18 protein-coding genes and 1 pseudogene are annotated in these 21,597 nt (G+C 62.2%); 8 read left to right on the forward strand and 11 right to left on the reverse strand.

Going from position 1 to position 21,597, the window contains the following annotated elements:
• Positions 1 to 46 precede the first annotated feature (46 nt).
• Both ACTAQJ_RS05740 and ACTAQJ_RS05745 read left to right on the forward strand, forming a co-directional pair.
• Positions 47 to 634 carry an aminotransferase class III-fold pyridoxal phosphate-dependent enzyme gene (locus tag ACTAQJ_RS05740; RefSeq protein WP_498701385.1) on the forward strand — a complete coding sequence of 196 codons (588 nt, stop codon included), beginning with the start codon at positions 47 to 49 and terminating at the stop codon, positions 632 to 634.
• Positions 627 to 1,364 (forward strand): aspartate aminotransferase family protein, encoded by a 738-nt coding sequence (locus ACTAQJ_RS05745; protein WP_498701386.1) that lies wholly within the window; start codon positions 627 to 629, stop codon positions 1,362 to 1,364. The genes ACTAQJ_RS05740 and ACTAQJ_RS05745 overlap by 8 nt, the downstream gene beginning before the upstream one ends.
• A 520-nt stretch (positions 1,365 to 1,884) precedes the next feature.
• Here ACTAQJ_RS05745 and ACTAQJ_RS05750 read toward each other — a convergent pair.
• The gene (locus ACTAQJ_RS05750) at positions 1,885 to 2,742 is read right to left on the reverse strand and encodes a glycoside hydrolase family 15 protein (protein WP_498701387.1); all 858 of its coding nucleotides are present in this window, start codon (positions 2,740 to 2,742) and stop codon (positions 1,885 to 1,887) included.
• Positions 2,696 to 3,184 carry a trehalase-like domain-containing protein gene (locus tag ACTAQJ_RS05755; RefSeq protein WP_498701388.1) on the reverse strand — a complete coding sequence of 163 codons (489 nt, stop codon included), beginning with the start codon at positions 3,182 to 3,184 and terminating at the stop codon, positions 2,696 to 2,698. The genes ACTAQJ_RS05750 and ACTAQJ_RS05755 overlap by 47 nt, the downstream gene beginning before the upstream one ends.
• 415 nt (positions 3,185 to 3,599) lie before the next feature.
• On the opposite strand from ACTAQJ_RS05755, the gene ACTAQJ_RS05760 reads away from it, so the two are divergent.
• From ACTAQJ_RS05760 to ACTAQJ_RS05785, 6 genes and pseudogenes are all read left to right on the forward strand, one after another.
• Positions 3,600 to 3,812, forward strand: a complete 213-nt coding sequence (locus ACTAQJ_RS05760) for a hypothetical protein (protein ID WP_498701389.1) — start codon at positions 3,600 to 3,602, stop codon at positions 3,810 to 3,812.
• A gap of 48 nt (positions 3,813 to 3,860) precedes the next feature.
• Positions 3,861 to 4,292, forward strand: coding sequence for a hypothetical protein (locus ACTAQJ_RS05765; protein WP_498701390.1), 432 nt, complete (start codon positions 3,861 to 3,863; stop codon positions 4,290 to 4,292).
• Positions 4,293 to 4,407: 115 nt separating this feature from the next.
• The gene (locus tag ACTAQJ_RS05770; RefSeq protein ID WP_498701391.1) at positions 4,408 to 5,661 is read left to right on the forward strand and encodes an acyl-CoA dehydrogenase family protein; all 1,254 of its coding nucleotides are present in this window, start codon (positions 4,408 to 4,410) and stop codon (positions 5,659 to 5,661) included.
• Between the two features lie 69 nt (positions 5,662 to 5,730).
• Positions 5,731 to 6,927, forward strand: coding sequence for an acetyl-CoA C-acyltransferase (locus tag ACTAQJ_RS05775; RefSeq protein ID WP_498701392.1), 1,197 nt, complete (start codon positions 5,731 to 5,733; stop codon positions 6,925 to 6,927).
• A 38-nt stretch (positions 6,928 to 6,965) separates the two neighbouring features.
• Positions 6,966 to 8,572: pseudogene (locus ACTAQJ_RS05780) on the forward strand (long-chain-fatty-acid--CoA ligase).
• Positions 8,569 to 10,689, forward strand: a complete 2,121-nt coding sequence (locus ACTAQJ_RS05785; RefSeq protein WP_498701393.1) for a 3-hydroxyacyl-CoA dehydrogenase NAD-binding domain-containing protein — start codon at positions 8,569 to 8,571, stop codon at positions 10,687 to 10,689. The pseudogene ACTAQJ_RS05780 and the gene ACTAQJ_RS05785 overlap by 4 nt, the downstream one beginning before the upstream one ends.
• Before the next feature lie 110 nt (positions 10,690 to 10,799).
• On the opposite strand, the gene ACTAQJ_RS05790 is transcribed toward ACTAQJ_RS05785, so the two are convergent.
• The 9 genes from ACTAQJ_RS05790 to ACTAQJ_RS05830 all read right to left on the reverse strand — a co-directional run bounded on the left by ACTAQJ_RS05790 (position 10,800) and on the right by ACTAQJ_RS05830 (position 21,589).
• Positions 10,800 to 12,293, reverse strand: coding sequence for an MFS transporter (locus ACTAQJ_RS05790; RefSeq protein WP_498701394.1), 1,494 nt, complete (start codon positions 12,291 to 12,293; stop codon positions 10,800 to 10,802).
• A gap of 286 nt (positions 12,294 to 12,579) precedes the next feature.
• Positions 12,580 to 13,938 carry a flavin monoamine oxidase family protein gene (locus ACTAQJ_RS05795; RefSeq protein ID WP_498701395.1) on the reverse strand — a complete coding sequence of 453 codons (1,359 nt, stop codon included), beginning with the start codon at positions 13,936 to 13,938 and terminating at the stop codon, positions 12,580 to 12,582.
• Between the two features lie 39 nt (positions 13,939 to 13,977).
• On the reverse strand, positions 13,978 to 14,673 hold the full coding sequence (locus ACTAQJ_RS05800) for a hypothetical protein (protein WP_431114848.1): 696 nt from the start codon (positions 14,671 to 14,673) through the stop codon (positions 13,978 to 13,980).
• Between the two features lie 76 nt (positions 14,674 to 14,749).
• Positions 14,750 to 16,048 (reverse strand): NAD(P)/FAD-dependent oxidoreductase, encoded by a 1,299-nt coding sequence (locus tag ACTAQJ_RS05805; RefSeq protein WP_498701396.1) that lies wholly within the window; start codon positions 16,046 to 16,048, stop codon positions 14,750 to 14,752.
• Positions 16,049 to 16,053: 5 nt separating this feature from the next.
• Entirely contained in the window at positions 16,054 to 16,425 is a 372-nt protein-coding gene (locus ACTAQJ_RS05810; RefSeq protein WP_431114846.1) for a hotdog fold domain-containing protein, read from the reverse strand.
• On the reverse strand, positions 16,422 to 18,104 hold the full coding sequence (locus ACTAQJ_RS05815; protein WP_498701397.1) for a flavin-containing monooxygenase: 1,683 nt from the start codon (positions 18,102 to 18,104) through the stop codon (positions 16,422 to 16,424). Before ACTAQJ_RS05815 ends, ACTAQJ_RS05810 begins: the two co-directional genes overlap by 4 nt.
• Before the next feature lie 94 nt (positions 18,105 to 18,198).
• Positions 18,199 to 19,656 (reverse strand): aldehyde dehydrogenase family protein, encoded by a 1,458-nt coding sequence (locus ACTAQJ_RS05820; protein ID WP_498701398.1) that lies wholly within the window; start codon positions 19,654 to 19,656, stop codon positions 18,199 to 18,201.
• A gap of 47 nt (positions 19,657 to 19,703) precedes the next feature.
• On the reverse strand, positions 19,704 to 20,858 hold the full coding sequence (locus ACTAQJ_RS05825) for a Zn-dependent alcohol dehydrogenase (RefSeq protein WP_498701399.1): 1,155 nt from the start codon (positions 20,856 to 20,858) through the stop codon (positions 19,704 to 19,706).
• Positions 20,813 to 21,589, reverse strand: a complete 777-nt coding sequence (locus ACTAQJ_RS05830) for an enoyl-CoA hydratase/isomerase family protein (RefSeq protein ID WP_498701400.1) — start codon at positions 21,587 to 21,589, stop codon at positions 20,813 to 20,815. Before ACTAQJ_RS05830 ends, ACTAQJ_RS05825 begins: the two co-directional genes overlap by 46 nt.
• Between the last annotated feature and the right edge of the window lie 8 nt (positions 21,590 to 21,597).

Raw genomic sequence — 21,597 nt, forward strand, 5'->3', positions numbered from 1 at the left:
AACAGAACGCGGCCGGCTAAGGCTGGCAGGCGCCAGAAAGACAGCCATGACTACGGAAACTAAGACTGAGTCCCAGGTGCAGCAGCCAGGCAAGGACCTGTTGGCCCGCCGATACGCCACACTTGGCCCGCACTCCCCCCTCTTTTACGAGAAGCCGCTGGAACTGGTCTCCGGCTCTGGCGTTTGGCTGACCGACGCGCAAGGCAAGATCTACCTTGATGGTTACAACAACGTTCCACACGTGGGCCATGCGAACCCCGCCGTGGCTGACGCGATTTACCAACAGCTGCTCACCATCAACCTGCACACCCGCTACCTGAACAACCGTGTAGTGGAATACGCAGAAGCCCTGCTCGGCACCTTTGACGGCGCTCTGGAACGGCTGTTCCTGACCAACAGCGGATCGGAAGCCAACGAGCTCGCCCTGCGGATCGCGCGACAACACACGGGGAACACCGGCGTGCTGGTTTCAGATTTCAGCTACCACGGAAACACCACCAGTCTGGCCGAGCTGACAACGGGATTGACGGTGCGCGAACCGCTCGGTTCCCATGTCCGGCCCCTCCGGATTCCCGACACTCACGGCGTTGAAGAGGCCGACGTGCCCGCATTGCTTAAGCAGTACCTTGTCTGACGTTGACGCCGCCATCGCATCACTTCAAGCCACGGGGCACGGCGTCTCTGCATTCCTTTTTGACCCCCTCTTCTCCACCGAGGGGCTTCTGCAGCTGCCCGCCGGCTACATCGAGGGTGTCGCCGCCCGCGTCCGTGCCGCACGAGGCCTCATCATCTCCGACGAGGTGCAATCGGGCTTCGGCCGCACCGGATCCGGCATGTGGGGCTACCAAATGTTCGGCATAGAGCCGGAACTCGTAACGATGGGCAAGCCCATGGGCAACGGACACCCTATCGGCGCCGTAGTCACCACGGCTGAACTGCTCGACGAATTCGGCCAGAACAACATGTTCTTCAACACCTTTGCAGGAAGCCCTGTCTCTTCCGCCGCCGGACTGGCCGTGCTGCGCTTCATGGAACAGGAAGACCTGATGGCCAAAGCCAGCCACTTGGGCGAGTACATTCGTGCCCGCCTCGAACGCATCGCCCAAGGCAGCGTCAATGTTGGCTCGGTAAGGGGGCGCGGACTGTTCTTCGGAATAGACATCATAGAAGATGACGGCAGCCGGACCCCAGCCCCGGGCCTGACGAAAATCCTCATCGAGGACATGCGTGAACGCGGCGTGCTCATCAGTCGTGTGGGACCCCACGACAACGTCCTGAAAATGCGTCCGCCACTTGTATTCGGTAAGGAGCACGCCGACATACTGCTCGAACAGCTCGAACTGTCACTCCGCAGCTTGTCCTAACCATCTCGCGGCCAAGCTGAGCAGGTCCACACCATGGATGGCATCGGCGGCACGGACTAGCGCCAGATGCGCGAACGCCTGGGAAAACTGCCGGCCATATGCATTTCCTTGGCTGCGTATCTCTTCACTCAGTAGACCGAGCTGCGTTACTCGAACCCCACGAGTTTGTCCATCAGGTTTTTCGCCTCGTACATTCGGCCTGTCCTTGCGTACTGTTCAACAAGCCAAAAGGAGCATGCGAGGAATGAGGTGCTCATGCCCGGGTCCAGTCCGTCTACGCCGCTTTCGGTGCGGTATCGCAACAATCAGACCGTTGTTCAGTGAGGAGCTCCTCCTCCAGACGCGCGACTGTCCCGGCCATTCGCTCATCGTTATCGGGAAGAAAGCCAACCTGGGGCATGACCAGTCAGGAGGCGTCGGTTTGCCCTCCGCCGTAAATTTGAGTGAAGGAATTGAGGTCCGGGTCGAATCCTTACTCATAATTTCCGTGCGTAGACGCTGACGCAGATGGTCCCAATGGTCAGCTCGGTCCTTTCAGGCCGTGGTTCCGCACGGCTCGGATGCCGCAGTCGAAAGCGGCCCACATCATGACCCGGGAGTGTGTAAAGAACTGAGGTTCTCCGCGCATCTCCCACAGGCCAAAGTCCCTATTCTCGATGTGCTTCTCGACAAAGCCCAGCAGGATCTGCTGAAGCGCCCAAGAGAAGGGATCTTCCCTGCCTCCGGCCATGCGGAGCCTTTCAAGCGCGACCATCACTTCTCCCACAACGTCTGCCTGGAACTGGGCGACCGCAGCATTTCCAACGCGCACGGGCCGTGAGTTCTGGTAGCCCGGCAGATGATCCAGGACCTGCTCCGGCAAGTCCCGTTCGCCGCCGATGCCATACATGATCTGCAGGTCTTCGGGCTCGCCGGCCAGCGCCCGGAGCAACCAGTTGCGCCACTGGAGGGCCTCGGTTTCGTAGCCGTGGGTCAGCATGGCTTCCAGCGTCAAAGCCGCGTCCCGCAGCCAGCAGTACCGGTAGTCCCAATTCCGCGGTCCGCCGAACTCCTCCGGCAGGGAGGTCGTTGGCGCGGCAACGATGCCACCCGTCTCGTAATTCGTCAACGCCCTCAGTACCAACAAGGAACGCTTCACTGCACTTCCGTAAGGACCATCCGAACGGCAGTGGCTGCCCCATCGCGTCCAATAACCGATGGCTTGTTCAAGGGCAGCGTCGACGTCGACCGCTGGAGGGACAGGCCGGTGTGAAGGAAACCACGTCAGCTCAAAGTCGGCAACTTCTCCACTTGCTATATGGAATTCGCCCGAGTGCCCACGCGCATGGGCCTCAGGCAGATACGGTGCCCGCAGCGCAACGGCATCCGGGCCTGCCATGGCCAACAACACCATTCGACCAGGAACCGCGGCGTCCTGGATTCGGCTGGACCACGGCACCACGGTGCCGTAGCGCGGATCGGATAATCAGTTCCTGGCGCATCTCGACCCGCCCATCCAGCCCCGTAACCCGACGCAGAATCGACGACCCCGTATGCCCCAGCGGCATGAAGTCCGTCACCTGTGCCGAACCGGTCGGCGTTTTCCATACTGTCTCCAACACAAATGTTGAATCGACGTACTGCCGCTTCACTACCACCGCTCCGGACTGGTGAGGAGAAAGGAGCCAGCGGCCATGGCTCTCGAGGCCGAGGAGGGAACTAAACAACGACGGGGAGTCGAACCATGGGAAACACAGCCAGTCAACGCTCCCGTTCCTGGAGATCAGGGGCCCGGTTTGGAGATCCGAGAGCAGAGCATAGTCCTCAATGGGAGCAGCCATGGCTTTACTAAAGCACAAACGGCTTGTCCACGTCAGGGCCTCGACGCGAAATGGCCTCACCTAAAAAGCTCACCAAACGGGACATTTGACTTGATCGTACGATCAAGTCGCACTCAGACTTGGTCATGTGATCCAGTTCATCTCCGATTGAGAGGGAAGACATCGACTCGGGAAGAAGCCTACGCGCGGTGCCCCTCCGACTCTTATGTCGAGTTCTATGGCGGCCGGTGGCTTGTTGTTCCAATCGCAGCGGTTGAGCAGCCGCAGTTCTTCGCCTGCTCGCCGGACGCCGCCCGGCACACTTCAGCCCCAGGCAGTTAAGCTGCCCCGGGCAGGGCCTGCAGCAGGTTCCCAACCATGGCAACCGCACCGTCGCGAACCGCCAATCAACTGTAGACGTGTTAGATTCACGGGCATGCCGAACGTTACCCCCACCGACCCGTCCATGGCTGTGGCCGCGGTACTTGATCTACTGATCCAGCAGGGCTATGAGGCCACCTCCGTGGAGGAACTGGCCGATGCGAGCAGGCATCAGCCGTCAGTACGTTCTTCCGGAAGTACGGATCCAAGGAGGGTATGGTTTCCGCTGACCATGACCGCATCCTCCGGCAACTCAACGATCATTTGACGCTACAGCACCGGCGATCCGCTGCAGGCTGTAGCCGATGCCGCGGCCATGGCTTTCGACCACCATTTGCATCACCGAAGAACAGCCCTGGCCAGATATCAGCTGCTCCAGCAGGTGCCCGCATTGCGGGACCGCGAGCTGGTGACTTCCCACAGTTACGAGCGGGCCTTCCGCTTGCATCTCCAAGCCGCGCTTCCGGAGAATGCGCGGCATGATCGGTGCGATTGCCGTTGCTGCTTCGATGGTGGCGGTCCACAACGCGTTCCTACGCCAGTGGTTACGCGCCCGGATGCCGTACCCGTCGTCGAATTGAGAAGCAGGCTCAAGGGCGAACTTGCAGCATTGGCCGAGACGTTTCGCCGCGAGCTTTACGGATCCGGCTCAGATGGGGATCGGCCGCCTGCCGTCATTGTCACAGTCTTTGAATCGGGCGCAAACAAGCAGGACATTCTCGAGGCGATAAACCGTGCCATCCCTTGAGCGTGGCACCGAGTCTCTTGACATGGCACTCAGTTTCAACTCATTATGGACGTGAAATAGACCCCGCACCTCTGGAGGCTCGGGGCACGCCCTAGTTGATCTGAGGATTCCCACAATGACGACGCAGTCAATACCGGCCGCAACGGATCCCCGCTTAGCGGAAAGTCTTTCGGCAGGAACCCACGAACCCGACTACGTGCTGACGGGCGAGGTCGAGACAGATCCGGCCCGGATCTTCAGTAACGTAAGCGCCGAGGACCAGGCCTTTCGGGACCGCGCCAGGACGTTCGCCAAGGAAGAGATCCTGCCGATCATCAGCGATTACTGGGACCGGGCCGACTACCCGCTGCATCTGATCAAGCGTCTTGGGGACCTGGATCTGCTGCGGGACGGCATCGACGCTGATGGCTTCGAACCCATGAGCAGGATGGCCGCAGGATTGGTAACCATGGAACTCAGCCGCGGCGACGGATCCATCGGCACCGTTGTAGGGGTGCAGGGAGGTTTGGCTCTGCGCTCGATAGCCTATTGCGGCTCCCCAGAACAGAAGCAGCGCTGGCTGCCGGCACTGGCCCGTGGCGAGGAGTACGGCGCGTTCGCGCTGACCGAACCGACGCACGGTTCAGATTCGGTGGGACTGGAAACTACCGCGACGCGTGCCCCGGGCGGCTTCGTCCTCAACGGTGAGAAGAAGTGGATCGGCAACGGTTCAATCGGCGGAGTAACCGTGGTGTGGGCGCGGGCAGACGATGGCCAGGTACACGGCTTCCTGGTCCCGCAGGACTCCCCTGGCTACACTGCCAGCACCATCCAGAGCAAGCTGGCACTGCGTGCGATCTGGCAGGCTCACATCCGATTGGAGAACGTCTTCGTCCCAACCGCGAACGTTCTGCCCTTGGCACGGAGTTTCAAAGACACGGCCAAGGTACTGCTGGCAACGCGCGTCGGAGTGGGTTGGTCTGCTGTCGGACACGCGACCGCGTGTTATGAAACCGCCGTGCAATACGCGGCCCAGCGCAAACAATTCGGGCGCCCCCTTGCCGCATCCCAGATCATCCAGGAACGCCTGGCAAGAATGCAGAGCGAACTGGTCACCATCCAACTGATGGTGATGCAAATGACGCGCTTGGACGAAGCCGGCCAGCTAACTCCCAGCCAGGCCTCGCTGGCCAAGTTCACCTGCACACGGACCGCCCGCACCATTGCCGCCAACGCCCGGGATCTCCTCGGCGGCAACGGCATACTGCTGGCCAACCGTGTTGCCCGACACATGGCCGACGTCGAGGCAATTCACACCTACGAAGGTACCGAAACAATGCAGGCCCTGATCATCGGGCGCTCGATCACCGGGATCTCAGCGTTCGCCTGAGCGACTCACGCTGCACGGCGCACAGATTCCATTCCACCCCACTGTCAAACCCCACTCAAAGGTAACGTAATGACCACAGACGCTCATGTTCCCGTAATCCTCGGCGGCGCCCGCACCCCGTTCGGCCGTTTCCGAGGCGGCCTCGCCTCCCTCTCCGCCAGCGAGCTGGGCGCGCACGCCATCCGCGCCGCGCTGGAACGCTCCGGCGTCGCCGCCCAGCATATCGAAGCAGTCATCGTAGGGCAGGTCATCCAGGCCGGCGCAGGTCAAGGCCCGGCAAGGCAGGCGAGCCTGGCCGCTGGTATCGGTTGGGACGTGCCCACCGTGACGGTCAACAAACTCTGCCTCTCCGGTCTGACCGCCGTGATCGACGCGGCCCGGATGATTCGGGCCGGTGAAGCCGATTTTGTCGTGGCGGCAGGTCAGGAATCCATGACCAACGCCCCACACCTGGTTAAGGGCCTCCGGTCGGGGGTCACCATCGGAGACACGCCTATGGTGGACTCCCTGAACCATGACGGCCTGCAGGATCCTTTCAGCCAAGAACTGATGGGCACTGCCACGGACAGCGGAAACACCACCCGCGGCATCAGCCGTCAAGAACAGGACGAGGTCGCCGCACGCTCTCACCAGCGTGCCGAAGCAGCCCGCCAGGCCGGCATTCTTTCTGAGGAAATCGCCCCACTTGAGATCCCGCAACGGAAAGGCCCAGCTCTGGTACTGGATTCCGATGAGAGCGTCCGGCCAGGAACGACGGCGGAACTACTGTCCCAGCTCAAACCGGCCTTCTCGACACACGAGGAAGCAACCATTACGGCCGGTTCCTCGTCTCCTCTCTCCGATGGGGCCGCAGCGGTGATCATTGCCAGCAAGGCCGCCGCCCAAGCTGCCGGCCTGGAGTGGATAGCGGAGATCGGAGCCCACGGACAGACGGCCGGCCCCGATGCCTCCCTGCACTCCCAGCCCTCGCGGGCCATCGAACACGCCCTCAAGCGTGAAGGACTTGCCGCAGAGGACCTGGACCTTATTGAAATCAATGAAGCCTTCGCGGCCGTGATCATCCAATCCGCCAGGGACCTGGGGATCAGCACAGACCGCATCAACACCGAGGGCGGGGCCATCGCGCTCGGACATCCCGTCGGCGCCTCCGGTGCCCGGCTGGTCCTCCACCAGGCGCTGGCGCTGAAGCGTCTCGGCGGCGGCACAGGCGTCGTCGGCCTGTGCGGCGGCGGCGGACAAGGCGACGCCCTGATTCTCAAGGCATAACCAACGGCGCTCCCCCTCATCAACCAAGGACAAGCAATATGACAAACACGCCAGCCAATGACGGCTTCGGCACGATCTCCGTCGCGGCCATACTGGCCGAGTCCGCCGCCCGCCGCCCTGAGGCGATCGCCCTCATCGTCGGGGACGAAGAAACCAGCTACGGGCAGCTCTGGGAACAAACCCGGTCCTACGCGGGGGCCCTGCGCGCCCGCGGCGTAGGACCTGGAGACCCCGTTGCGCTGCTCATCCCCAACGTGGCCGACTTCGCCCGCGCCTACTACGCGGTCCTGGCCCTCGGAGGAATCGTGGTTCCTGTCCATGCACTGCTGAAGGCCCGCGAAATTGAGTACGCACTCCGAGACAGCGGGGCCAGACTGCTGATCTGTGCTGCGCCGCTGATGGGAGAGGGCGCCCCGGGCGCCGTAGCGGCAGAGGTCGACGTGCTGACCGTGATGGCCCCTGAAACTATTGATGGTCCGGCCCGGCTGGAATCCGAAGCCGCCGCCGCCGCCCCGATTCATGGCTATGTCCCGCGCAAGCCTCAAGACACCGCGACCATCCTCTATACGTCCGGGACAACAGGGAAACCCAAAGGTGCCCTCGGCACGCATTTCTCCCTGATGGAACAGGTAAATGTACTGCTGACCGACACCTTCGATCTCAGACCCGGCGATAGGGTGTTCGGCGGCCTGCCGCTGTTCCACACCTTCGGCCAGACCTGCGTGCTCAACGCCGGCCTGCGCGCCGGCGCCACCATCGTCATGTGTCCCAGATTCACCGGGGCCGCTGCCTTGGAACTGGTGCACAAACACAAGATCACGGTCTTCTTCGGCGTACCGACCATGTATGTTGCTCTGCTGGAGGCCGCCAAGGCTAATCCAGCCCGCCCTGACGGGCTGCGCTACGGGATCTCCGGCGGCTCCTCCCTCCCGGTCGCGGTACTCGAAAAATTCCGTGAATCCTTCGGTGCTGACATTTACGAAGGCTACGGCCTGACCGAAACGTCCCCTGTGGCCAGCTTCAACCACGTCGGCGTCAGTCCGAGACCAGGAACCATCGGCACCCCCATCTGGGGTGTGGAAATTGAGATCGCCCGTCCAGAGATCACCGAGCGCATCGAGATCTTGCCCCGGGGCGAGCTCGGGGAACTCATAGTCCGGGGCACAATCTTTTCAAGGGTTACCTGAACCGACCCGACGCTACCGCAGAAGCGGTGGTGGAAGGCTGGTTCCGCACCGGAGACCTCGGCATCAAGGACGACGACGGCTACCTGCGGATCATGGATCGCACGAAGGACATGATCATCCGCAACGGCTACAACGTGTACCCACGCGAAGTTGAAGAGATCCTTAGCCAACACCCAAACGTCATCAGTGCTGCCGTCTTCGGTGTTCCCCATGAGATCCAAGGCCAGGAAATAGCCGCCGCAATCGTTCCAACGCCTGACAGCACCATCACGGCCGAAGAATTGATCACCTTTGCCAAGGCGCGGCTGGCCGCCTACAAGTACCCCCGGGTCATCGAACTCATGACCGAACTGCCTCTTGGCCCCAGCGGCAAGGTCCTCAAACGGGAACTAGCCGCCCAGTATGCAGAAAACTCCCCCGCCGCTGGTGTGATTCCGGAAAGGGCAACAACAACATGAGCTACACCGAATACCAGGAACTGGTCGAAGCCATCCCTTACGAGACGACCACCCACCCCCACCTGAGCGAGATCCCGCTACCTGAAGCAGGAACCTTCGCCCTGATCACCCTAGACAACGGGATCGACCGCAAACCAACAACGCTGGGGCCAAAATCCTTGGTCGCGCTGGGGACCCTGCTTGAGAAGCTACGGGAACGGGCCGATTCCGGCGAGATTACAGCCATCGGTATTACCGGCAAGCCCGGCTGCTTCGCGGCAGGGGCTGACCTTTCGGTGTTGAGAAACCTGAAGGACCCAGCCATGGGACACAAGATGGCGGAACTTGGCCACGAAGTCTACGCGGCGTTGGCATCCTTTCCCCTACCTACCTTCGCCTTCATCAATGGAACCGCCATGGGCGGCGGCCTCGAACTCGCCCTCGCGACGGATTACCGCACCGTCTCCGAAGCAGCGTCGGGCATCTCCCTGCCGGAAGCATTCATCGGCCTGGTGCCCGGCTGGGGCGGGGTCTACCGACTGCCACGCCTCATAGGGCCTACAAACGCAGTAAAGATCATGATCGAAAACCCGCTGAACAACAACAAGGCACTCGAGGGCCGCGAAGCCTTCAACCTTGGCATCGCCGACACCCTTTTCAGCCAAGCAGCCTTCCTTGAGGATTCCCTGGTCTGGGCGGCCAAGGTCATCACCAACCGTCCCGACGCAATCAACGGGGTAAAGAGCCGACGCGCCGGGAACGCCGGCTTCACCAACACCGACTGGGACGCCGCTGTTGCCCGAGGGCGAAGCTTCGTGGATGTCAAGACGGCCAATGCCGCTCCGGCTCCAGGCAAGGTGCTGGACCTGATGGAGAGAGGCCGGCATCTCTCCCAGCACGAATCCGCGGAGGTTGAGGCAGCAACGTTGGCGGAGCTCATGCAGACCCCGGAGTTCAAGGACTCCGTCTACGCCTTCCTCGATCTGGTCCAGCGGCGTTCCAAACATCCCGCAGGCGCGCCGGATGGTTCATCCCCCCGTTCGGTGACGAAAGTCGGCATTGTGGGGGCCGGTCTGATGGCGAGCCAGCTCGCCCTGCTCTTCGCCCACCGGCTGCAGGTACCAGTCGTCATGAAGGACGTCGACCAGGTTCGGGCTGACAAGGGCGTGGCACACGTACACGCAGCAGTGGATACACAACTGGCCAAGCGGCGCATCACCGAAGAAGCGGCCAGCCGCACAAAAGCCTTGGTGTCCGGCACAGCATCAACGGCGGCTTTCGCAGACGCAGACTTCGTTATCGAGGCGGTCTTCGAGCAACTGTCGGTCAAGAAAGAAGTCCTCGCCGAGGTGGAAGCCGTTGTATCGCCCGCGTGCATCCTGGCCACCAACACCTCCTCGCTGTCCGTGGCCGACATGGCGGCTGAACTGCGCCACCCTGAACGGGTTATAGGCTTCCACTTCTTCAATCCTGTCGCCGCCATGCCGCTGCTCGAGATCGTAAGAACCCCAAAGACAGGCGACGAGGTTCTGGCCACAGCGTTTGATCTGGCCCAACGGCTGAGAAAGACCCCGGTTCTGGTACAGGACTCGACCGCCTTCGTGGTCAACCGCATCCTCTTGCGCCTGATGGGTGAGGTCATCACCGCGTTCGACGACGGCACGCCCGCCGAGGTGGCTGACGACGCACTGCGGCCCATGGGGTTGCCCATGACCCCCTTTGACCTGCTGGCTCTGGTCGGGATTCCGGTGGCGCAACACGTCACGGAGTCCCTGCACGCCGCCTTTGGCACGCGCTTCCGCATCTCGGCCAACCTGCAGCACCTGATCCGAAACGACGTCCCTTCCATCTGGACCGACACCTCGGATGGAACAAGAACCATCTCCTCCTCCACCCTCGAACTGCTTCGCTTCGGAAGCTCGTCCAGCACATCCAAAGAACTGCTGGTGCGCGTGCAGGACGCCCTCGCCCAAGAGATCGGTCTGATGCTGGAAGAAGGCGTTGTGGCCGGTCCGGAGGACATTGACCTCTGCATGATTCTGGGCGCTGGCTGGCCCTTGCATCTGGGCGGCATCACCCCTTACCTCGACAGGACAGGCGCCTCAACAAGGGTCAATGGCAGAAACTTCCACGGTTAGGTCTACGGACCTACGTCTTTCCCAAGCGCAAAGAGAAAGCGGTCCCGGGCTAGTGCTAGCCCGGGACCGCTTTCCCATGCTGTTGGCAACAGAACCTGGGTGCCGGATCCTTACTTCGGTGAAACGACCGGCTGGACCGGTTTGGATTGCCGGTTTCGGCGGGCCGTACGAGCTCGGGAGACCAAAACGGTGAGCAGCACCAAGGCAGCAAGGACGCCGGCGATCCAATATCCAGTGCCGTACAAGTCCTCCGTGGCAACCACAATCTCCGTCCCTGGAACCTGAACGACCGTGGCGCTGAGGACACCCGAGACCAACGCAGTACCAATGGCGAATCCCACAGCCATCGCTGTCCCCGCCACCCCTGCTGCCATCCCGGCCTTCTCTTCCGGCGCTGCGAGCTGGACCATGGTGAAGCCGGCGGCATAGCCGATACTGCAGCCAAGTCCCATCAAGGCAGCGCCCACGAGGTAGTGCCACTGCTGATCATGGGCCACAGCCATCCAAGCGAGCCCCGCTGCACAGATCGCCGCACCCACCATCAGAGCGGTCCCGCCCTTGCCCCGGGAGACCGGACGGTCAGCAACGACGCTGCCCACCAAAAACATCCCTGCGAAGGGCAGCATGAGCAGGCCCGTCTGCAGGGCATTGAGACCCAGTCCGTAGGCATCCGCTGGGGCGAGAGCCTCCGGGAGGACCTGGCTGTAGGTGCTTAGCAGCAACAGAAACGCTGCGTTGACAGATGCGAACAGGGCGATGCAAACGCACGCGGCGGTGACGAACGGAGACTTCAGCAGGGCGACGTCGAAGACGGCTGATTTCGACCGTCGTTCCACGCGCACCCATGCGACGCCACCAACGAGACCGGCGACCAGTGGGATAAGCGCCGCGTTGCCCCAGACCAGTCCCTGGGTCAGTGCCAACAGGATCGCTGCCACCCAGGCCACCATCCAGATCGTCCCAAGTGCACCGATACGGCCGGAAGGCTCGGCAGGCGGGGTCCGCGGGATGACGACGTATGACACCAGAGTGGACGCGGCGAATGCAGCCGAAAGGATCCAGAAGAGGCTGCGCAACGACAGAAACTCAACGACCAAGCCGCCACCGATCATGCCGACGACGATGCCGATTCCGGTAGCGATGACCAGAACGGCGACACCCACGGTGATGCCGTTTTCGGCCAGGTTGCGGCGAAGGAACCCAAGGGGCAGAAGTTGGGCTGCTCCTCCGAATCCCATGAGGGCGCAGCCGACCAGCAGTGCCCCGTATGAGTCACCCAGGGCAGAGACCAGAGCGCCGAGCATGAGGACAGCCGATGCAATCACGGACGCTTTGCGGTCGCCGTACACGTCAGCGACGCGTGGCAGCAGAATGAAGCCCGCTCCCCCGGCCAGTGTGAGGGCGGTGTACAGCCAGGTCGTCTCCGAAACTGTGGCGAGGCCGTACTGCGCTTGGATGATTGGCAGTAGCGGCGGCAGGACGAAGATGACCGCGTTGGTCAGCGTGACCAGCAAAGCCCCAACTCCGATGAGCGGTGCCTTGCGGGGGCTGGGACGAGCATTGAGCTCCCGACCGAGGCGGGTCATGTCATTTATTTCTGTCATGCCTGATTCCTTGCTGTCAGACCAGCGCCAGGAAAACCGGCGCGGGGTAATCATTTTTTGGGGGGAATCATCGGGGGCGCAGGTACAAGATCCTGCTCGGTTCACCGACTGGTTGTGATTCATCTCATAGACTATGTGATCTGGGTCATGTGATCAAGACCTTTGACTTGATTAAGCGACCAAATTCGGGTCTCTGCATGGGTTGATGAGTCTTTAAACGCTCGCAGGCCCGGGATCCACGTTGAATCCCGGGCCTGCGTACTAGCAAGGGCGGCGTGGGCCTCCTCTAGCGCTGACCGTTCAGGCTCGCCAACACCGACCTTGCCGCTCGCTCGCCCGACGTGGCAGCGTCAGCAAGGGACGGCAGGTCGAGCTGATAGTCGCCTGCGAAATGGATGGTTCCGAGCGGATCACGCAATGTGGCAAGCGAGTTTCTCCGCCCGGGAGCCCAGAAGGGCACCACCCGGCGGTGCCGCCGCACGATCCCCTCGCCCAGTTTTCCCTCCAACTCGGGGAAGATGGCTAACAGGTCCTTCGTAAATAGCGACACGATCTCTTCGTCGGGCAGATCGAACAGCGCGTCGGCCTTGGCGCCTCCGGCAAAGCAGGCCAGCGCTCCTCCCGACTTTCGAGTGCCATCGCTTCGCATCGCCGCTGCGTGGTTGAACAGCGCTTGGAATGCAAGCTGCGGCGACGAAACGGCGAAGTAGTCGTCCCAGCGTTGGGGTCCGACTTCGTCGGTGAAGAATCCGACCACCACGTAGCGGCCGTACGTGATGTCGTTGAAGGCGATCCGGTGCTGCTGAGGGAGGTTCGGGATGATCTGGGCGGCGACATCGCCGGGCGCCGTCAGGATCGCTCGCTTGGCGTGCAGCCGTGCCGGACGGCCATCGTCGTGGTAGTCAACCACTACACCGTCTCCGTCCTGCCTCACCGATTGCACTGCCGAGTTCAGCCGGATACGGTCACCGAGATCCTCCACCAGAACATCCGTCAACGTCTGGTTGCCACCTACCGGTAGCGAGAAGTTTGGGATCTTCTCCGGGTCGGCCAGGGTAGGCCCCACCGACGTGACAAACTGGGTGGCTGCCGTCTCCTCAACCTCGCATCCCATCCACTGCGCAGACCAGGACCGAACGAGGGCGTGTACCAGTTCCGACCGGACTCCTTTAAGTAGATAAGACCCGAGCCTGGTGTCGAGTTTCGCACGCACCCGTTGTGCAAGACGGTTCTTCGACTCGAGGAACGGCATGACGGAGAGGATGCGTGCACCCACGATGGCCATGCCGAGACGGTCCACCATTGTCATCCGTGTACCGAACATGAGTGCTATGGGATTCGACGTGTCGACCAGCGTGCCGTTGAGGTACAGCGCTATGCTCTTGCCCGCGAGTGAGCCCATCTTGATGCCATGCCTGTGGAGTGCGTCGATGAGCGTACCCGTGCCCTCAGTGAACTGGGTGCCGACATTGATCCAGTAGTCACCTTGCCTGACTGTCTCGACTCGTCCGCCCGCGCGATCACTGGACTCGAGCACTACCACGTTGGTTTCCGGCGACAACGTGGTCGCGGCAATCAGCCCTGCCATCCCGGCGCCGATGACGACCACCTCAGTGTTCGTTTCCTGCAATTCCAGCGATGTCATCACAACTCCTGACTAAGTTTGCTTAAGAGGATGCGCGTATCAAGCCGTAACAGCAGCACTGCCGCTGATCGCCGGGTCCTCAGTGCGCTTGTTGTACGCGTCGTAGGCCCGGTAGGCGCGGTAGTACGCGAACATCTGCAAGCCCCATGTGGAAAGCGCCAAGATGTAGAAAATCGTGTGCTCCGCGTCGTCACCCGGAATGGGAACGAAGTCGTAAATCGAGGCAATGGCGAATCCGCACGCGGTGGCAACGGCGGCCAACACGGCATGCCCGCGCTCATTGATATCCCATAGGCGTTTGACGAAGAAAATCAGGAAGATCGTAGTGAGCACGTTGACGACGATGTAGAAGATCTTGCCCGGAGTGCCGATCTCCTCGGCGAACTGGCTGAGGAGGAAACCCGCCACCGCGGCGAGGGCAAAGGCACCGACGTCCACCACCACTGACGGCTTGTACCGGTGGGTGACCTTCAGCAGTCCGAGGATCAGGATTAGCGTGATGCCGGTGGACCGGGAGAAGGCGTCGAGGAAGTACGCGAAGGCGTACATCGGGCTGTCATGGCCAGCTTTGATGAGGCCATAGATCAGGAAGTTTGTGCCTGATGTGGCGACGACGATCCACTCGATGCCCAGCAGATAATTCTTATAGTTCCGGATGAACTTGATCCCGTAGGTGAATCCCACGGCGACCATCCAGATGTCCGCGACCGCGAAAAATAGTTCTGTGATAGACATGATTTCTCCTTGAAAGGTGACTTCAGCCGGTCGGCTGGCCGGCAAAGAAGCCGAGCAGTCGGTCGGAGATGAATGGTCATTTTGTGAGGGCAGCCAGGCGGTCGGAGGCGCGGTCCGCAAGCCAAGCCGCGTGCAGCACAGCGCCGCCAACCAAGCTGGGCGAGAAGCCTTTTCGTCCGTGCCAGATGGCGGCCAGGTCCTCATGCAGTGGCGCACCGCTGATCCGGTCCGCCAGCAGATGGCCCACGTACTGTGCCTGGGCGAACCCGTGGCCGTTACAGGCGAGCGAGTACAGGACGTTGTCGGACGCTTCGCCAACAACGGGGAGCCACGTCGAGCTCATCCCGATCCAGCCACCCCAGGCTTTCTGCGGTTTGATGTCTCGCAGGCCTGGAAACCGCTCGCGGAATCCGCGGACGAGGTCGTCGGCCACGTTTGGTGCGGGAGTGCGGTGAGGCAACGGGTTCCGTCCCGTCTGTAAACGACGGGTACCGAACACGATGGTGCCCCGTGGAGTGACGCGGTAGCTCTCCAGGATCATGTGCAGAGTGACCATCGGGGCCCGGCTGGTCCAGCCGATGTCATCAAGGCGCTCGGGGGCGACAGGTTCAGTCTCGACCAGTGAGGTCCACACGGGGGTCGCGAGGTTCCTCGGCGCGCTGGAAAGGTCAGCGCTATAGGCGTTGGTGGTCAACAGCGCTTTGCGGGCCCGAACCCTTCCGCTCGGTGTTTTTACCCTGACCTCGCCGCAAGTGTCGGTGAGATCGAGGGCGGGGGTGTGCTCGTAGACGCGCACACCGGACGCGATCGTCGCGGCCCGCAGGCCCAGGGTGAACTCGCCAGGGTTGAGTGTGCCACCGACGCCCTCGCGCACTCCGCCCAAGAAGCCTTCCGGAAGGCCCGCCTCGCGACCCTCGACAAATTTGGCAGACGAGCCGGCGTCGGCCATCACCTTCGCGTTGCGGCGCGCGTGCCGCAGCTGCCCCTTGGACACTGCAGCCATCACGATTCCTTCCTGCTGGTAGCCGCAGTCGATCCCGTGATGGCTGATGGCGTCCGTGGCGAAGTGCACCGCGTTCTCGGCGAACTGGTAGAGATTGCGCAGCCGCTCGGGCTTGAGCATGAGGCCCAGCATCTCGGGATCAGCGGCGATCGAGTTCGTAATGTAGCCAGCGTTGCGGGAACTGGCACCCCAGCCCAGGGTCTGTCCCTCGAGGAGCACGACGTCGACGCCCTTCTCGGCCAGGCGGAGTGCGGCTGACATGCCGCCCCCGCCGCCGCCGACCACGACGACGTCGCAATCGATGTCACCGGTCAGGTGCTGCTCGGCAGTGCTGGGCGGATCCGCCCAGCCGGTTTCGTGAATTAGTTTCATTGTTTCTACTTTCGGGCTGAAGGGATTACGGCGGTGCCACGTGCCCGCACGGCTATCAAGGGCGGTGTCAGGACTTGGGATCGGCCGGTGTCGTCGGACGCACGGCAGATCACGCGTAGTTCGAAGTCAACCGTCCGGCTGCGGTTGCCCTTCTTCACCAACTTGGCCTCCGCCTCGACCACATCGCCACCGCGGACGGCGGCGAGGAACTCGACGGACGAGTAGCCAGCGAACAGGCCCTCGTGGCCGTCCTGCTCGATGGAGAGATTCGTGCCGACGTCGCCGAAGAGCTTCAGCGCGAAGGCGCCGTCGACCAAATTGCCCGCATAGTGCGCGTCTGAGAAAGCAACGTAGCGCCGGTGGACTGCCTTGCTCATGAGATCTCCTGGTGAATGCGGCCGAGGTGACGCACGCTTGCCTCGCCGTCAATCTCGACGCCGGGATAGCCGCGCCTGGCGATCTCGGCGCACATCCGCCGGTATTTGCCGACCCCACCCAGGTAGCCCAAAAATGTGTTGGGCTTGCCCGCGACGTTGGAGCCTCGGTACCAGGAATCGGTAGTGGCGTAGAGGGTCCCGGCGACGGTCTCCTCCGAAATGTCCACCCAGTCGTTCTGCCCCTCAACAGTTGCTTCTATGACCGAAGCACCGGAATCACGGGCGTATTCCATGAGATCCGCGATCCAGTCCACCGCCTGCTCGATGGTCATGACCACGTTGCTGGCGAGCGCCGGGCTCTGCGGGCCCGCCACCATGAAGAAGTTGGGGAGGTCCGCAGCCATAATTCCCAGGTAGGTACGAACGCCATCGCGCCAGGCGTCCTGCAGCTTCCGGCCGGACGCACCCGTGAGATTGAGCCCGTACAGTGGGCCGGTGAATGCGTCAAATCCGATGGCGAGCACCACGATGTCCGCCTCGTACGCCCTCTTCGAGGTGACGATCGCGTTGGCGGTCATCGTCTCGATCGGTTCGTCGCGCAGCGACACCAAAGAGACGTTGGGACGGTTGAAGGTCTCGTAGTAGTCAGTTCCGAAGCAGCTTCGTTTGGCGCCCAGAGGGTGGTACTTGGGCACCAGCAATTCGGCGGTTGCCGGGTCTTTGACGATCTCCCGGATTTTGTTGTGGATAAATTCCGACGCGGTCTTGTTCGCTTCGACGTCGGTGAGCAAGTCGGCGAACTCCGCCCCCACCCCGTTGAAACCACTGCGCTCGTAGGCCAGCTCGTAGCGACGCTGGCGCTCTTCAGCCGATACGTCGAATGCCTTGTCAGGCGTGGGACGATCGGGGATGCCACCGAGGGAGTGCCTGCACTCCTCTCGAATCGCATGGTAGTCACCCTTGATGGAGTCCACCTGCTCTGGAGTGAGCTCAGTGTTGCGTGCTGGCATCACGTAGTTGGGGGTTCGCTGGAACACCGTCACGTGCTCCGCAACCTCGGCGATCAGTGGGATGGCTTGCACGCCCGAAGATCCGGTTCCGATCACGGCGACGCGTTTGCCGGCGAGCTCGTCCAGTTCGATGTTCCACCGGCTGGTGGATACATGTAACCCCTCAAAATTTTGGAGGCCTGGCACATCGAAGTCTTTGGGAGTAGAAAGCCCCCCGGCGCCCGAGACCAGGTAGCGGCTGCAGCGCGTTTCGCCGTTGTCCAGCTGCACCTTCCATAGCCGGTCAGTTGCATTCCACGTCGCGCCGACCACTCGGGTGTTGAAGGTGAAGTGCTTTCGCAGGTCGAACCGGTCGGCGACGTGATTGATGTAGCTGAGGATCTCGGCCTGGGGCGCGAATCGCTGGCTCCAGGTCCATTCCTGCTGGAGCGCCTTGTCGAACGAGTACGAGTAGTAAATGCTCTCGACGTCGCATCGGGCACCGGGATAGGTGTTCCAGAACCAGGTACCGCCGACGCTGGGTCCGGCCTCGAAACCTGCAAAGGTCCATCCGCCGGTGGTAAGTCGGTGGGCCAGGTAGAGGCCGGAGAAGCCGGCCCCGACGCCGATGACATCGAAAATCTCGGTGTCGGAAGTGGAGGGGATATTCATGGGCATTGCCGCTTTCATCTATATGATCATCTGACTGAATCAGATGATCTAGTACAAGTAGACCAGTGGCCTGTATCACAGTCAAGGGGTGTTGGTCAGGTAGTTTTAGCCGTTAGATAGGGAGGTCCGGCGAATCAACGCCGACCACGCGATCCCCGCAGAACACTCGGATAGACTCGCCGGGGGCGTGGCCGCCGATTCCGGAAGTGCCCCAAAAGCTCTGGGCCGAATCCTCCCCCAGATCGGCGATCTTGGCACCGTTCACGCGCACCTCGCCCGACAGCACGCGGGATCCGATGTCGATGGCGCGCTCCAGATCACTACCGAATACATAGGCGTCGAGGCCCGACGGATTGGCGTTGGCTGCGCGCAGTGCTTCTTCATTGGACTCAACGGAGTGGACGCTGACGAGCGGCCCGAACAGCTCGGCGGTCGCGACGCCCGCGTCGACTCCCGAAGCGACTGTGGGGGAAAGAAAGAACCCTTCGAAGGCTGGGAGTGGTGCTGGCTGATGGATAGTTGCGCCGTGGGAGCGCAGCCCTTCGATCCGGCTCCGCAGCGTGGCGAAATGCGGAGCGTTCGAGATGGGTCCCAGTTGCGTATTTTCGTCGAGCGAGTGTCCGATCTTGATGCGGGAGATGCGATCGATCAAGGCGTCCACGAGCGGTTCTACCAGCTTCTTGTGGGCCAACACCTTTCCGGGACCCTCGCACCACTGGCCGTTAAGCTTGGTCATCCCTTCCAAGATCCCGTCGGCGGCCACGTCGATGTCGGCGTCGTCCAACACCAGTGCAGGGTTGTTGCCGCCGAGCTCCAGCTGAAGCACCTTGAAGTCCTCCGCGGCCGCACGGGCAATGGCGCGACCAGCGTTCGTGCCGCCGGTAAACGCGACGATCTTCACGCGGTGATCACCGGTGATGACCGCGCCCACGTCCCCGGCGCCATGGACGAGCTGCAGCGCTCCGTTGGGCAACCCGGCCTGGATGAAGCACTCGACGATAATTTGAGCGCTGCTTGGTGCATGTTCCGATGGTTTGAGAATGACTGGGCAACCGGCCGCCAAGGCGCTCACCGTCTTCGCCGCGGGGATGAAACTAGGGCCGTTCCATGGAGTGAGGATCGCCGCCGGGCCCCACGGGACTTTGTACAGCCGCACGTCGCGGCCGCCTGCCGCCAGGGCCTTACGGCGCGGGAGGACCCGAAGTTCTGCGGCAGCCGAGCGCATCCTGTATGGGAGGAACTCCGCAATCCTCCGCGCCATGGCGATCGGGACCCCGCTGGTGAGGGCATCGGTTCGGGCGATGTCTTCAATTCGGGTTTGGATTATGGCGGCAGCACGCTCGATGACAGCCGCGCGTTCCTCTTTCGCTGCGTCATCCCAGTGGTCCACACGGTACGACCGCTCGGCATGCCGCAGGGCGCGCTCCACGTCGTCCGCGCCCGTGGTGACGGCGCGGTGGATGGGTTGCCCTGTGTTGGGGTCGAGATTCCAGGCGTCCGGGACAAGCAGGCACCCAGACCATTCGTCCGCGATGTAATTGATTGGCAGCGGCAGTTGCGTGTTCGTCATCTGCGGCCTCCCTCGTTGCATAGGTGTGTGTAGATGGATTGGTGTGATCAGACGGTGAGGTCGGCGACGATGCGGGTGACCTCGCCCGATTTCATGGCTTCGAAGCCCTCATTAATCTCGCGGAACGGGATGATGTCGGTGACCATCTCGTCGAGCAGCAGGCGGCCCTGAAGGTACAGACGGGCGAATTGGGCAATGTCCTCGTGTGATTGGCCCGAGCCCATGTACGAGCCGATGAGGCGCTTCTCGCCGAAGAAGAAATCCGACGCCGGAAGGGTGAGCTCCGTGCCATCCGGTGCGATGCCCACCAGGCATGCGGTACCTCTGCTTCGGAGCACGGACAGCGCGCTGGCCGCCGTGCGCGCAGATCCGACGGCCTCGAACGAGTAGTCAACGCCGTCGCCCAGGAACTTCCGAATCTCAGTTGCGACGTCGGTGGCGCCGTTAACGACATGAGTGGCACCGTACTTGCGTGCCGCGGCGAGCCGGGCGTCGTCGAGATCCACTGCGACAATCGCCGAGGCTCCGGCAAGCCGCGCCCCCTGGATGATTGCCGAGCCGACACCGCCGCACCCGATGACGGCCACGGTGGAGCCGGGGCGTACTTTGGCACCGCGGAATACGGCCCCGACGCCGGTGATTATGCAGCACGAGAGCAGGCACCCAACGTGCAGACCTACCTCGTCCGGCATCTTCACCAGCGAGTTCTCCCGCATCAGGATGTGGCGCGAGAAAGCGCCGATATCACCCAGCCGCTCGACGGTTTGGCCTCCCGGCAGCTGGAAAGCCGGGCGGGGACGCTGTCGGATGCGTGCTGCGCGTTGACATTGTGTCGGGTGGCCTGCCTCGCAATTGCGGCACAGTCCGCAGGAGGGTGTGAGGGCGCCGACGACCCGGTCGCCCGGTCGCATGGAGGTTACAGCCGAGCCGACTGACTCGACGATGCCCGCTACCTCGTGCCCAACCACCACAGGAAAACCTGTTTGCACAGTACCGGTCATATAGTGCAGGTCACTGTGGCACAGGCCCACGTGCGAGACGGCGACGCGGACCTCGTTGGGCTCCGGGGCGTCAACGCGGATCCTGGTAAGTGCCAGCGGCTCGTTCACCGCTGTGAGAAGTGCTGCTTCGGTGGTGATCACCATGGTCTCCGATCTCAATTGCTCGTCCTGGGCGAAGTCGCCGCGTTTTTTGATATCCAAAAGCTCTCGATGCCCTCGGTGAACGCACCGGAAGCCCACGCCTCGCGGGCGGCTTTGTCCTCGCGGGCGAATGCGTCCTCGATGTCTTCGATGCGTGGCCGCAGCAGATCCAGATGCAACGCGGTGATGCGGGGGTCCGGATTCCACTGCCCGATCACCTCAGCCGCACGCCCGAACAGTCTTTCCGCGGGCACGATCTCATCGACAAGCCCGATCTTCAGGGCCTCATAGGCGTCGATCCGTTCAGAACCCAAAATGATTCGCATGGCGTTGTTGCGTACCAGGCGGCCCAGGAGGAAGCTCGAGGCATTTGAGATGATGATTCCCCGGTGATTTTCGGGCTGGTAATACTCAGCTGCGGGGGTGGCGATCCGCAAGTCGCAGCACAGCGTGATCTCTGAGGCTCCGCCGACGGCGATTCCGTTCACCGCCGCGATTACGGGAACCCTGGTTTCGAGAATGGCGCGGGTGATGTCGTGGAAGGTTGCGAAGGCGTCGCGGATCTCCGGATAGGTGGTAGGTACCGTCTGCAGGTCTTCGCCGGCGGAGAATGCCCGGCCCGTGCCCGTAAGTACGATCCCGCGGACGACGTCACCCGTTCCGAACCGGCGGATCGTCTGGGCGAGCCGAACGCGCGTTGACGCGTCCATCGCATTCAATTTGTCTGGCCGGTTCAAGGTGAGTACCGCGACCTCCCCCTCGATGTGCACGTTCAGGTAGTTGTCGGTCATGTCTGCTC

Source organism: Arthrobacter sp. alpha11c (genome assembly GCF_054149985.1).

Coding starts and splice junctions, on each gene's coding strand:
- ACTAQJ_RS05815 (WP_498701397.1), bottom strand. CDS start 18,104: ATGAAAGCGGCAATGCCCATGAATATCCCCTCCACTTCCGACACCGAG.
- ACTAQJ_RS05805 (WP_498701396.1), bottom strand. CDS start 16,048: ATGAAACTAATTCACGAAACCGGCTGGGCGGATCCGCCCAGCACTGCC.
- ACTAQJ_RS05785 (WP_498701393.1), top strand. CDS start 8,569: ATGAGCTACACCGAATACCAGGAACTGGTCGAAGCCATCCCTTACGAG.
- ACTAQJ_RS05820 (WP_498701398.1), bottom strand. CDS start 19,656: ATGACGAACACGCAACTGCCGCTGCCAATCAATTACATCGCGGACGAA.
- ACTAQJ_RS05750 (WP_498701387.1), bottom strand. CDS start 2,742: ATGGCAGGCCCGGATGCCGTTGCGCTGCGGGCACCGTATCTGCCTGAG.
- ACTAQJ_RS05765 (WP_498701390.1), top strand. CDS start 3,861: ATGGCTTTCGACCACCATTTGCATCACCGAAGAACAGCCCTGGCCAGA.
- ACTAQJ_RS05795 (WP_498701395.1), bottom strand. CDS start 13,938: ATGACATCGCTGGAATTGCAGGAAACGAACACTGAGGTGGTCGTCATC.
- ACTAQJ_RS05770 (WP_498701391.1), top strand. CDS start 4,408: ATGACGACGCAGTCAATACCGGCCGCAACGGATCCCCGCTTAGCGGAA.
- ACTAQJ_RS05830 (WP_498701400.1), bottom strand. CDS start 21,589: ATGACCGACAACTACCTGAACGTGCACATCGAGGGGGAGGTCGCGGTA.
- ACTAQJ_RS05755 (WP_498701388.1), bottom strand. CDS start 3,184: ATGGCTGCTCCCATTGAGGACTATGCTCTGCTCTCGGATCTCCAAACC.
- ACTAQJ_RS05800 (WP_431114848.1), bottom strand. CDS start 14,673: ATGTCTATCACAGAACTATTTTTCGCGGTCGCGGACATCTGGATGGTC.
- ACTAQJ_RS05740 (WP_498701385.1), top strand. CDS start 47: ATGACTACGGAAACTAAGACTGAGTCCCAGGTGCAGCAGCCAGGCAAG.
- ACTAQJ_RS05760 (WP_498701389.1), top strand. CDS start 3,600: ATGCCGAACGTTACCCCCACCGACCCGTCCATGGCTGTGGCCGCGGTA.
- ACTAQJ_RS05810 (WP_431114846.1), bottom strand. CDS start 16,425: ATGAGCAAGGCAGTCCACCGGCGCTACGTTGCTTTCTCAGACGCGCAC.
- ACTAQJ_RS05775 (WP_498701392.1), top strand. CDS start 5,731: ATGACCACAGACGCTCATGTTCCCGTAATCCTCGGCGGCGCCCGCACC.
- ACTAQJ_RS05790 (WP_498701394.1), bottom strand. CDS start 12,293: ATGACAGAAATAAATGACATGACCCGCCTCGGTCGGGAGCTCAATGCT.